Origin of the sequence: Sutcliffiella halmapala (assembly GCF_050107295.1) — a bacterium.
GTDB lineage: Bacteria > Bacillota > Bacilli > Bacillales > Bacillaceae_I > Sutcliffiella_A > Sutcliffiella_A halmapala_A.
In genome coordinates this window covers 173858-186137 of sequence record NZ_JBNIKR010000007.1, presented here as the reverse complement: position 1 = coordinate 186137, position 12280 = coordinate 173858, and the positions used below count along the sequence as shown (strand labels likewise).

Genomic DNA, 12280 nt, shown 5'->3' with positions numbered 1-12280 from the left:
GATGAAATTATAATCCCAAAATGGCTTTAAAGACAGATGTCGTTTCTCCACCCTGATAAATCACATAAAGAAGCAGGTAGACCGCCACTCCTGTAATACCCGTAGAAAACCAGATAATACTTGTGATTGGTCCAAGCTTTCTATGCTTGGATAGGTTGTTTTTATATCCTGTCCATAATGTGATGATACCCATTACTGCTCCTATCGTAGCCAATGTTATGTGGAACAGCAGGAACAATGTATAGTAAATCTTAATATTATCCGGTCCGCCAAAGCTGGTATTACCGACAAATATCGTTCTTGAGGCATAAATAATGAAAAAGATGATCGCAAATACAGCTGCAAGCAGCATGGTTCTCTTGTGTGCCTCAATCTTTCTTTTACTGATTAAATACCAACCGATACCGACAAAAATAGCACTTAGTACAATAAAAAAAGTACTGATGGTTGGTAGGATAGGAATTGAATAATCCATGTGTTTCTCCTCTCACACTTATGCTCTACTCAAGACTATTTTAAGTGAACTCCCATAAATCTTGCAATATGAATGTAGAGCGTTCATGATATTGTAAAATTCACTGACCTCAATAAAAAACAGCAACGTTGCATGGTTGCTGTCGAAGCTGTTGCTACTCCACTACTTTTGGATTCATCGATTGTGATAATTCCATCTCTTCTTTTTCTCTTTCACGGCGAGCCCATTGGAAGAATACATAAGCCAAAATGCTTCCGTACATGATTTCTTGAATGATTTTCATTATAACTCCGCCAAGCTTCTGATCTTCTACAAGCGGAAGAGCATTGAAGAGCTCCGGTCCACCCAGATCCAAGCCCGCCAATGTTCCAGCAGGTACACAGAGCTCAAGTGCTGCCAGCCATGCAGTCAATTCCGAATAAGTCGCATAAAGCGGTTGATCTGCGAAAATGATCAATGCACATGCGGGTGTCAACAGTATCCCATCTCCCATGATGTAGCCGATTTTCAGAATACCTGAAAGTCTCTGTTCTTCTGGAAGAGGATTTACAAGCGGCCACCACATGATGAAAGCAGCCAAAAACATCACTGCGGTGTAAGTCGTATGCAAAGTCATATCCACTTTCACAATGTCAAAAATAACTGGAATGTGATAGATCGAGAAAATGGCATTAAATACGATCAATGCAATCAAAGGCTTGGAGAAAAACCTGAAAACAGGCTTAACTACTGGCAGATTGATTGCTTTTCGCAGAAGCCATGCCGGCGTACCCATCAACAAAAGCGGTGGGAGCACAAGGTAAAGTACTGCCATCTGCGTCATATGAGCGCTTAACATCAAGTGGCTCAATAGATCGACAGGTGACCCTTTGACAAGATAAAACATGATTAAGCTGACAATGAAAAAGGATCTTTGCTTATTCGTAATTGCTTCTGAATCCTTAAAATGCTTCCGTCCGCTTCCTGTTATATAAATATACAAAGCAATGATTGCAATCGTCGTGACAAGTAAAAACGGGCTCCAGAGTGCCTGAAAGCCAAACATATCCAAGTTGCCTAACATGAAAGAAGTCACCTCAATTTTAATAGTGCCACCAAGGACACTTATATCCATACGACCATTATACTACAGCCCCCTGTCCCCTTCAATGTGAGGGGGAAGCGTGGAGAAGTATGTCCAAGCAATTGTCATGAATCTGACATATGGTTGAGGTAACAAATGCCTGGAACGGAAATCAACAGGGTATTCAAGGAACCATACAAAAAAGCGGAGAACCAGTTGACCGGTCTCCGCTTTTATTTATTACCACCAAATAATTGTCGTAAACGCTAAGATTGTGATCAATCCAACTGCTAATCCAGAGAATAGGAACAATGAAGGCACTTCATGACCTTTATGGTTCATATGCATGAAATAGTATAGTTGGAAAATACATTGTACCACTGCCATTAATATGATTACCGGTACAATGAACAATTTAGACATTTCCGCTCCTACTGCCAGAAATGCAAGAAGCGTAAGGAAGATCATCAATACAAATGATACTACTTGGTATTTCATTTCTTCCTTGCTCTTTTTACGACGATATGCTAAATCTACTTTTGGATTTCCAGTATTAGTTTGATTTGCCATATGTCATCACACCATTCCCATTAAGTATACTACAGTAAAGATGAACAACCATACAACGTCGATAAAGTGCCAGTATAAAGAAGCTACATAGAACTTTGGAGCATTGTACAGGTCAAGACCACGCTTCATGTTACGGATCAATAAAGTACCGATCCATAAAAGACCAAAGAATACGTGGGCACCGTGAGTACCAACTAATGTATAGAACGCGGAACCGAATGCACTGCTAGTAAATGTGTGTCCCAAATGAATGTAGTGGTTGAATTCGTAAATTTCAAGGATTAGGAACGCTAATCCAAGTAACCAAGTAATCCCCATCCACAATTGCATTTTCTTGAAATTGAAGTTCTTCATGTGATACATAGCGTACACACTTGTTAAAGAACTTGTTAAAAGAATCATGGTTGCCGCAAATACTAGTGGTAAGTCAAATAGTTCCTTGGTTGTTTTACCGCCAGCAGTTGAATCATTCAATGCAAGATATGTTGCAAACAAAGATGCAAATAGAACTGTTTCTCCCCCAAGGAAGAGCCAGAAGCCTAAAAATTTGTTTTTACCTTCAAGGGTCGCTTTTTCAGGCGATGCCGGAAAAGTTTCTGCAGTTAATTTTTCTTCTGTATGCATTATAACTTCGCCCCCTTGTCATCATCTTCAGCCAATAGATCTTCCTTATGAATATGATACCCATGATCGTCGATGACTGAACGGAAGAACATTGCGCCGAATGTAATTACCAATCCAAGAATCATCACAGGTAATCCCCATGCGTAATCCAATCTGTACATTACACCAAATGCGGCTACAAATAGACCGAAAGAAATGATGAATGGAAGAATGGAACCATTAGGCATATGGATATCACCAACAGGCTCGGCTGGTGTCATACCCTTCTTGCCTTCCATTTTCTCAACCCATAGTGGATCCAATCCACGAACAAGTGGAGTTTGCTTGAAGTTATATTCAGGCGGTGGTGATGGGATGGACCATTCCAAAGTACGTCCATAACCCCAAGCATCGCCAGCGACTGTCTGCTTGCTTAATGCTGTCTTAACAATGTTAATTACTAATACAATCGTAGCTATAGCCATGAAAGCAGCTCCGATTGAACTGATCAAGTTGGAAAGATCCCAACCTTGATCCGCTTTGAAAGTGAATACACGACGAGGCATACCCATCAGTCCAAGGAAATGCTGGATGAAGAATGTTAGATGGAAACCAAAGAAGAACAACCAGAAAGTGATCTTTCCTAATTTTTCATCCAAAATCTTACCAAACATTTTCGGCCACCAGTAGTGTAGACCAGCGAAAAGACCAAATACTACTCCCCCAACAATTACATAGTGGAAGTGAGCTACTACAAAGTAGGAGTCATGATACTGATAGTCAGCAGCTGCTGATGCTAGCATGACTCCTGTTACCCCACCAAGTACGAACGTAGGGATGAAGGCTACAGACCAAAGCATTGCAGTATTGATTTTCAACTGTCCGCCCCACATTGTGAACATCCAGTTGAAGATTTTGATACCTGTTGGTACGGCAATCGCCATTGTTGCTACTGCGAAAATCGCATTAGCGATCGGTCCAAGACCTGTTGTAAACATATGGTGAGCCCAAACCATGAATCCTAGGAAACCGATTAGAACGGTAGCAAATACCATGGATGAGTAACCGAATAGACGTTTTTTAGAGAATGTAGAGAATACATCCGAGAAAATACCGAAAGCAGGTAATACAAGGATGTATACCTCAGGATGTCCGAAAATCCAGAATAAATGCTCCCAGATAACCGTGTTACCACCCAATGCTGGGTCAAAGAATGCCGATCCGAATAAACGGTCTAACATCATAAGTGCCAATCCAACCGTTAATGGAGGGAAAGCGAAAAGAATAAGTGCAGATGCTACAAACGTAGACCATGTGAAAAGTGGCATACGCATATAAGTCATACCAGGTGCACGCATATTGATAATGGTAACAAGGAAGTTGATACCACCAATTAACGTACCGATACCTGAGATTTGAAGACCAAGTGCATAAAAGTCAATGCCATGACCAGGTGATGCAAGTGAAAGAGACGCATATGACGTCCAACCTGCATCAGGTGCTCCTCCTAGGAACCAGCTAAGGTTAAGGAAGATTCCACCAAATAGGAACAACCAGAATCCGAGTGCATTGATGAATGGGAATGCTACGTCACGTGCACCGATCTGCAACGGGACAGCAGCGTTCATAAATGCAAACAATAATGGCATCGCTGCCAGGAATATCATGGTTGTACCATGCATTGTAAGTATTTCATTATATAATCCAGCTGCAATGAAGCCGCTATCCGGCACTGCCAGTTGGATACGGATAAGCATCGCTTCAATCCCACCGACGACAAAGAAGAATCCGCCGGCAATTAAGTAAAGGATGGCAATTTTCTTATGGTCAACCGTTGTCAGGTAATCCCATAGAGTTGCGCCAAATCCCTTTTTCTGTGCTAACGTACTCACAATGTAACCTCCTTTTCGTGAAAATCTATTCTACTTTTAGTCCTGATAAATATTCTACAAGTGCTTCAATTTCATTTGGGTTAAGTTCGTCGTAAGCACCAGTCATTTTGTTTCCTGGTTTGAAGGTCTCTGGATCTTCCAGCCAATCAGCCAGGTTTTCCGGAGTGTTCGCTTCATGACCAGCAACCATTTCCCTGCTGCCGAAGTTAGTCAAGTTAGGTGCAACACCCTTTTGATCAGCAGAAACCGCGTGACAGGTGATACAGCTTTGTTCGAAGATTTCTTCCCCTGCTTGCGCAAGTTCAGTTTCTGCAGTTGGCTCAGCATTTTTCATGTTTTCAATCCATTGATCGAACTCGTCGCGTGGAAGTGTTTTTACTTTGAAGTCCATCAATGCATGTGAAGGTCCGCAAAGCTCGGCACATTTTCCAAAGAAAAATTCTTCAGGTGCCTGACCGACTCGCTTGGAGTCGAACTCCAGCCAGAATTTGTTTTCATTATCTGTATTCGTATCCATTTTCCCACCAGCAGAAGGAATCCAGAAAGAGTGCTTTACATCGCTTGCTTTAAGGTTGAAGTAAACCTTCTCATCTGTTGGTACGTATAGGTCCTGACTTGTTACAACCTCTTGGTTAGGATATTCAAACTCCCACCAGTACAAATGTGCAGTAACATTAACAACAAGTGCGTCAGTCTCTTCTTTCTCCATTTCCTTCACATCAGCCAATTGGAATGTGTAGGAAACAGTTGGAACTGCTAGGATCAATAATAGTAAAATCGGAATAACAGTCCAGGTAATTTCTAATTTGTGGCTTCCTTCTACTTGTTTAGGAATGCGCTCTTCTTCTCCATCACGTTGACGGAACTTAACTACAACGTAAACGAAGATAATGGAAACAACCACTACTACAAGAATCATAATTGCTGAACTTAACAAGATCAGTGATTTTTGCATATCTGCTACCTCACCAACCGGCTGAAGTGCAGATAAGAATGGTTTACCACAGCCTGCTAAGAATAGCGTCATTACACTAAAAAGCGATAGAATTCGCCAATTTGGTAGCCATTTCTTCATAGCTTAATCAAACCCCTCTTTCATATTTAGTAAGTGAAGTAGAATGTATTGATAAATTCCTTCCAATCGAAGAGAAAGAATTAAATCATAATTTGGAAAGCGAGAAGTGCTGTTTGCAATGTGAGAGCCTAAACGAACGATGCTCGGTAGCTGCAGGCAGTTCTCTTCGCTTTTATGTAGCCTCGACAAGCATAAGGCATTTTCCGACAGAGGTTAACAACAACATCTGCCGGAAAATGACTTATGGTGTCGAGGTCCAACACACACTCTTTCTTCATTTGATGAAAATTTTGCCTCTAGTTGTTACTATACCACAGCTTGCACTCTTTCACCCTTCATCTTTCAAGTTTCCGTTTAAAAAAGACAGTCATTGTTTTATAGAGCTGGACTCATACTGTCTTGTTTTAAAAAATGGTTACAATAATCATGGAAACAAAAAGGATAGTAAGATAATTCAGGGAATAGACGAACATCAATGTCGCCCACTTCATTTCATCCTTCATTCTAAATCCTGCAAGGCTTAATGCAAGCCAGCCCAGATTCAGTAGGGTTGCCAATATGACAAAAGCAAGCCCCAGGTCAAACATATAGAATGGCATTGGCAATAGACATGCCACCCATACGAGCATTTGTCGTCTGGTTATGTTGAATCCATGTACGACCGGGAGCATCGGGATACCGGCACTCCGATATTCTTCACAGCGACGAATCGCGATTGCCAGGAAATGTGGAATCTGCCAAAGGAACATGATGAAAAACAGCATCCAAGCAATCAATGATAGGCCCGGATCCACTGCTGCCCAGCCAATTAGCGGTGGCACTGCACCAGAGATACTACCGATCACTGTATTTAGAGTATTCCTTCTTTTGGACCACATAGAATAGAGGACCACATAAGTGAAGGCTCCTATCAAACCAATAATGGCTGCAGTATATGTTGTCAGGGCTAAAAGGATAGTTCCGATTACTGTTAAAGCCAGACCAAGATAAAGTGCACCTACTGGATTCATTCGACCTGTTACAGTAGGACGGTTTTTGGTTCTCTTCATCAGATGATCGATATCGCGATCTATATAGTTATTAAGACTGCAAGAACCGGCTACAACCAGTGAAGAACCGATGATTGTGAGTAGAACAACATCTATATTGGCTATAAAACTTTTTTGGGTAAAAAATAATGCTAACCAAAGCCCAGTAAAAGTAGTGATAAAATTAGAATTGACAATTCCTATTTTAATAAGCGCTAAGAAGTCCTTCCAAACAGAATTCACTTCTTTATCTTGAGGACGGTCACCTGACAAAGAAGCAGATGCTTGATCCAAAGTCCTCAATTTTGCCATTTGTATTCCTCCTTTGAACCTTGGTGCATACATGATAAACACATTATATCCCGTACATTCAGGATTGAATCCGTTTCCACTAAGGAACTTTGAGATAGTGTAAAACACACGAAAACACAAGGATGTTAAGTAACATTCTCTCTGTATATTAAATCATATTTGCCTAAAACATTGTGAATTATATTTGAAGAAAATATGACTAATTTGTGTCACCTACACAGAATATTACCTACACTCTCTAAATCAGTATATAATAGGGTTTGTTGACCATATTGTCGATTGGACAGCTATCATTTCAACATGTCCCATATATATTTCTAGCAAACTCCTCACCATTATTCAACCTTTTTCACGATAATAAATCTGCTTTTGTAGCTATAGGTTGGATATTGTCAATTCCCGTTACATTGTGTAGTATTGGGAGGACGTTTACTATTTTACCATTTCTACTTGTTTTAATATATATGGGAGAAATAAATTCTTTGTTAGAAGGTGAATCTGTTGTATAGATTATTGAAATGGTTCGCCGTTTGTACTTCTATTATCATGCTTTTTGTACTTATTGGGGGAGCACTAGTCACAAAAACCGGATCAGGCATGGGTTGCGGAAGATCATGGCCACTATGCCACGGCGAATTAATACCTAGCAATATCGATTTTGCACTGGTTGTCGAGCTGAGCCATCGTATTGTTTCAGGCCTGGCTGCCATTGTGGTATTGGTCCTTTCAATTTGGGCCTGGAGGGTAATCGGTCATAAAAGAGAAACGAAGTTCCTTGCTTTGCTTTCATTTGCCGTTCTCATGCTACAGGCTCTTATCGGGGCAGCTGCCGTAATTTGGGGACAGTCATCAGCTGTATTAGCGCTACATTTCGGAATTTCACTAGTATCGTTTGCATCTGTCTTTCTTTTGACGTTACTAATCTTTGAAGCGGACAAGCGTTTTGATGCAGAAACATTGATTATTGACCGCCGTATGTCCATTCACATCATTGGAATCATCACCTATTGTTATATGGTTGTCTATTCTGGCGCTTTGGTCCGGCACGTCGGTGCAAGCTTAGCATGCCCTACATGGCCGACATGTACCCGTAATGGACTTGGCCTCCCTACACAAATGCATGAATGGATTCAAATGGGGCACCGGGCTGCTGCCGGACTCATCGTAGTCTGGATCTTGTATGTAGCACTACTCGCCTTCAGGAAGTACAAGCATCAACCAGTCATATATAAAGGTTGGATGGTTTGTGCAGTACTAGTTTTGATGCAGGCTACTACAGGTGCATTAGTCGTATTTACTAAATTGAATATTTTTGTTTCACTTTTACATGCCCTGATCATTTCCTGTCTCTTTGGGGTACTTAGCTATCTACTGATGCTAGTGACAAGAAATAAAGTGAATATGCAAAAACAACAATAAAAGCGAGCGGATCAACTAGCAGATCCCTCGCTCTTTTTCATTTAGCCTTACACCTATAAAACACCGCTATTGATTTCCGCAATAGGCTGCGCTTTCCGCGGGGGGATTGTGGAGCCTCCTCGGCTTCGCCTGTGGGGTCTCCACTAATCGCTTCCTCACGCAGGAGTCTTCGCCTATTGCTCCAATCAACAGCTAGATTCTTATAAATCTCAATATACATTAACATAGCTTTGATCTTTTTTAGATCCTGGTTACTTAAACATAAAAAAGCCCCAAAAGTTTATTTTTGGGGCTTTTTACTATTCGCAGCGGGTTAGATTTGTTCCACTTCTATTAATAAGTCGCCTGTGGCAATGCCTTCACCGGCGTTTGCATGGATTTCCTTGACAGTGCCGCTGAAAGGAGCCTGAACGGTGGTTTCCATTTTCATGGCTTCCGTGATCATAAGGTGGTCACCCTTGGAGACCTTCTCCCCTTTTTCAACAAGCACCTTAATAACGGTCCCCGGCATGGTTGCTCCAATATGAGTCGGATTACTGCCATCCATTTTCGGTTTGGTCACAACAGCCGACTTCACGCTTTCGTCCTTGATATTCACTTCACGAGGCTGTCCATTCAATTCAAAGTAGACCACTCTCGTTCCGTCCTTTTGAGGTTGTCCAATTGAAACAAGCTTCACCATCAATGTTTTCCCTTGTTCAATTTCCACTTGAATCTCTTCTCCAAGCCTCATTCCAAAGAAGAAGGTTGGAGTATCAATCACAGAAACATTACCGTATTCCTCCTGCTTCTTCTGGTAATCGAGAAATACTTTCGGATATAGCGCATAAGCAATCATCTCATGGCTTGTCACCTGACGGTTAAGTGTATCAAACAATTTCTGGCGGATTTCATCAAAGTCCACATCGTCCAATAATTCACCAGGTCTGACTGTAATCGGTGATTTGCCTTTCAGAATAACCTTCTGCAGCTCTCTCGGGAATCCGCCATGCGGTTGCCCCAGGTAGCCTTCAAAAAGTTCGATGACGGAATCAGGGAAATCAATGGATTCTCCTTTTTCTATTACATCTTCTTCTGTAAGATTGTTTTGAACCATAAACAAGGCCATATCCCCCACCACTTTGGAAGAAGGTGTTACCTTGACGATATCCCCGAACATATCATTTACCCGGCGGTACATCTCTTTTACTTCTTCCCAGCGCGCACCAAGCCCCACGGCTTTCGCTTGCTGTTGAAGATTACTGTATTGGCCTCCAGGCATTTCATGCATATATACTTCAGAGTGAGGACTCATCATGCCGCTTTCAAAATCGCTGTAATATCTTCGGACATCCTCCCAATAATGAGATAGTTGCTCCAACGCTTTCACAGACACGTCAGGTTTGCGCTCCGTTTCCTCCAAGGCGTAATACAAAGAGTTTGCGCTTGGCTGTGAGGTCAATCCTGCCATCGAGCTGATAGCCACATCGACAATATCAACACCGGCTTCAATTGCTTTTGCGTACATATATATTCCATTCCCGCTTGTATCATGGGTATGAAGGTGAATCGGAATATCAATCGTTTCCTTGAGTGTGGAAATAAGTCGGTAGGCAGCCTGCGGTTTCAGAAGCCCTGCCATATCTTTTATAGCCAGAATATGAGCACCGCTTGCTTCCAATTCCCTAGCAAGGTTGCAGTAATAGCTCAAGTCATATTTCGTTCTGACAGGATCATTGATATCGCCTGTGTAACAGATGGCAGCCTCTGCGATTTTACCGCTATCCCTGACTGCATCAATAGCTAAAGTCATCCCTTTGACCCAATTCAAGCTATCAAAGATCCGGAACACATCCACCCCGGCATAAGCTGATTTTTCCACAAATTCTTTTATCAGGTTATCCGGATAGTTTTTGTAGCCTACTGCATTGGAAGCCCGCAACAGCATTTGGAAAAGCACGTTAGGTGCCTTCTCACGCAGGGTCAAAAGACGGTCCCAAGGATCTTCGCTTAAGAAGCGATAGGCAACATCAAAGGTAGCTCCCCCCCACATTTCCATCGAAAAGAGGTTAGGCAAGAGTTTTGCGGTCGGTTCTGCAATCTGCTTGATATCGTGTGTACGCAAGCGAGTAGCAAGCAGAGACTGATGCGCATCACGGAAGGTTGTGTCAGTTAAGAGCACTTCGTTTTGTTCACCGATCCATTTGACAAGTCCGTCTGCACCTCGTTCATCCAAAATCTGCTTTGTGCCGCTTGGAACCGTCTCCATGCCTTTCATTTGCGGCATTCTAGGATTTGGGAAGATTGGTTTCTTTCGCTTTTCCACTCCCGGGAATCCATTAACGGTAACGTTCCCGATATAGCTAAGCATTTTCGTTCCGCGGTCTTTTCGCTTTGGAAACACGAACAATTCAGGTGTCGTATCTATGAATGATGTATCATATTCACCATTCATAAATTTCGGATGACGCACAACATTTTCCAGAAAAGGAATATTCGTTTTAATTCCACGAATACGAAACTCCTTTAAATTCCGCTCCATCTTGTTAGCTGCCTGCTCAAAGGTCAATGCCCAAGTGGAAAGCTTTACGAGCAAGGAATCGTAGTAAGGGGTTATCACTGCCCCCTGATATCCGTTACCCGCATCCAATCGGACACCAAATCCTCCACCTGATCGGTATGCCATAATCTTTCCTGTATCAGGCATGAAGCCATTTAACGGATCCTCGGTTGTTACGCGGGATTGAATGGCAAAACCATGAACGCGAATATCTTCTTGTTTCGGGATACCAAGCCTGCTTCCATGCAGGGCATGTCCTTCTGCAATCATGATTTGTGATTGAACAATATCGATGCCGGTCACCATCTCTGTAATGGTATGCTCGACCTGCACGCGCGGGTTTACTTCAATAAAGTAGTATTCATCTCCTGCCACAAGGAACTCCACTGTCCCGGCATTAATATAATCCACATTCTTCATCAGTTCCACTGCAGCATTGCAGATACGGTCACGCAACTCATCCGGGATGGAGACACTTGGAGCGATCTCGACTACCTTTTGATGACGGCGTTGAATGGAGCAGTCACGTTCGAATAAGTGAATGATTTCTCCATGCTGGTCCCCCAAAATCTGCACTTCAATATGCTTCGGGTTCTCTATCAGCTTTTCTATGTATACATCATCGTTGCCAAATGCAGCTTTTGCCTCCGATTTTGCACGTTCAAAAGCCTCTTTCAGTTCTGATTTGCTACGGACAATACGCATTCCGCGTCCACCGCCACCTAAAGCGGCCTTGATCATCAGCGGGTAGCCATAAGTTGCGGCAAAATCCATGACCTCATCGAGCGAATGGACCGGCCCGTCCGTTCCGGGAATAACCGGAATGTTTGCCAGCTGTGCTTGGCTGCGAGCTTTTACTTTGTCTCCGAACATATCGAGATGCTTGGAGGTTGGGCCAATAAAAATGATGCCCTCTTCTTCACATTTTCTAGCAAAATGAATGTTTTCCGATAAGAACCCATACCCTGGATGAATGGCATCCACATCATTGACTTTCGCTATTTCAATGATGCCCTCAATATCCAGATAGGCATCGATCGGCTTCTTCCCTTCTCCCACTAAATAGGCTTCATCCGCTTTATATCGGTGAAAGGACCCAATATCTTCATTTGAGTAAATAGCAACCGTTCGAATATTTAATTCTGTACAAGCTCGAAAAACACGAATTGCAATCTCGCCGCGGTTGGCAACAAGTATCTTTTGGATTTTTTTCGTCATTTTGTCTCCCCCTAGTAGCTACTTCTCTCCAGAAAAGTTTAGAATTTTTATTCAATTATACTTGCAATTATACCTTATGTATTTAA

At 42.3% G+C, this 12280-nt stretch carries 9 protein-coding genes; 1 reads left to right on the top strand and 8 read right to left on the bottom strand.

Annotated features, from left to right (window positions below):
• Positions 1 to 7: 7 nt before the first annotated feature.
• From ACQCT5_RS13495 to cyoE, 7 genes are all read right to left on the bottom strand, one after another.
• Complete coding sequence (locus ACQCT5_RS13495; protein ID WP_499642542.1) at positions 8 to 475, bottom strand: DUF420 domain-containing protein; 468 nt, start codon at positions 473 to 475, stop codon at positions 8 to 10.
• Between the two features lie 154 nt (positions 476 to 629).
• Positions 630 to 1538, bottom strand: coding sequence for a cytochrome c oxidase assembly factor CtaG (ctaG, locus tag ACQCT5_RS13490; RefSeq protein ID WP_499642541.1), 909 nt, complete (start codon positions 1536 to 1538; stop codon positions 630 to 632).
• A gap of 240 nt (positions 1539 to 1778) precedes the next feature.
• On the bottom strand, positions 1779 to 2108 hold the full coding sequence (ctaF, locus tag ACQCT5_RS13485) for a cytochrome c oxidase subunit IVB (protein ID WP_204418502.1): 330 nt from the start codon (positions 2106 to 2108) through the stop codon (positions 1779 to 1781).
• Positions 2109 to 2114: 6 nt separating this feature from the next.
• The gene (gene ctaE, locus ACQCT5_RS13480; RefSeq protein ID WP_499642540.1) at positions 2115 to 2732 is read right to left on the bottom strand and encodes a cytochrome c oxidase subunit III; all 618 of its coding nucleotides are present in this window, start codon (positions 2730 to 2732) and stop codon (positions 2115 to 2117) included.
• Positions 2732 to 4603: a cytochrome c oxidase subunit I gene (gene ctaD / locus ACQCT5_RS13475; protein ID WP_499642539.1), complete on the bottom strand. Its 1872-nt coding sequence runs from the start codon at positions 4601 to 4603 to the stop codon at positions 2732 to 2734. The genes ctaE and ctaD overlap by 1 nt, the downstream gene beginning before the upstream one ends.
• A gap of 25 nt (positions 4604 to 4628) precedes the next feature.
• On the bottom strand, positions 4629 to 5678 hold the full coding sequence (coxB, locus tag ACQCT5_RS13470; protein ID WP_499642538.1) for a cytochrome c oxidase subunit II: 1050 nt from the start codon (positions 5676 to 5678) through the stop codon (positions 4629 to 4631).
• A 404-nt stretch (positions 5679 to 6082) separates the two neighbouring features.
• Complete coding sequence (gene cyoE, locus ACQCT5_RS13465; RefSeq protein WP_499642537.1) at positions 6083 to 7018, bottom strand: heme o synthase; 936 nt, start codon at positions 7016 to 7018, stop codon at positions 6083 to 6085.
• Between the two features lie 501 nt (positions 7019 to 7519).
• Here cyoE and ACQCT5_RS13460 point away from each other — a divergent pair.
• The gene (locus ACQCT5_RS13460) at positions 7520 to 8437 is read left to right on the top strand and encodes a COX15/CtaA family protein (RefSeq protein ID WP_499642536.1); all 918 of its coding nucleotides are present in this window, start codon (positions 7520 to 7522) and stop codon (positions 8435 to 8437) included.
• Between the two features lie 313 nt (positions 8438 to 8750).
• Here the strand turns inward: ACQCT5_RS13460 and pyc are convergent, their stop codons facing one another.
• Entirely contained in the window at positions 8751 to 12194 is a 3444-nt protein-coding gene (gene pyc, locus ACQCT5_RS13455) for a pyruvate carboxylase (protein WP_499642535.1), read from the bottom strand.
• Positions 12195 to 12280: the final 86 nt, after the last annotated feature.

What these genes read in the sequence shown, in the direction of transcription:
- ACQCT5_RS13495 (WP_499642542.1), bottom strand. Translation starts at nt 475, where the DNA reads ATGGATTATTCAATTCCTATCCTACCAACCATCAGTACTTTTTTTATT.
- ctaG (WP_499642541.1), bottom strand. Translation starts at nt 1,538, where the DNA reads ATGTTAGGCAACTTGGATATGTTTGGCTTTCAGGCACTCTGGAGCCCG.
- ctaF (WP_204418502.1), bottom strand. Translation starts at nt 2,108, where the DNA reads ATGGCAAATCAAACTAATACTGGAAATCCAAAAGTAGATTTAGCATAT.
- ctaE (WP_499642540.1), bottom strand. Translation starts at nt 2,732, where the DNA reads ATGCATACAGAAGAAAAATTAACTGCAGAAACTTTTCCGGCATCGCCT.
- coxB (WP_499642538.1), bottom strand. Translation starts at nt 5,678, where the DNA reads ATGAAGAAATGGCTACCAAATTGGCGAATTCTATCGCTTTTTAGTGTA.
- cyoE (WP_499642537.1), bottom strand. Translation starts at nt 7,018, where the DNA reads ATGGCAAAATTGAGGACTTTGGATCAAGCATCTGCTTCTTTGTCAGGT.
- pyc (WP_499642535.1), bottom strand. Translation starts at nt 12,194, where the DNA reads ATGACGAAAAAAATCCAAAAGATACTTGTTGCCAACCGCGGCGAGATT.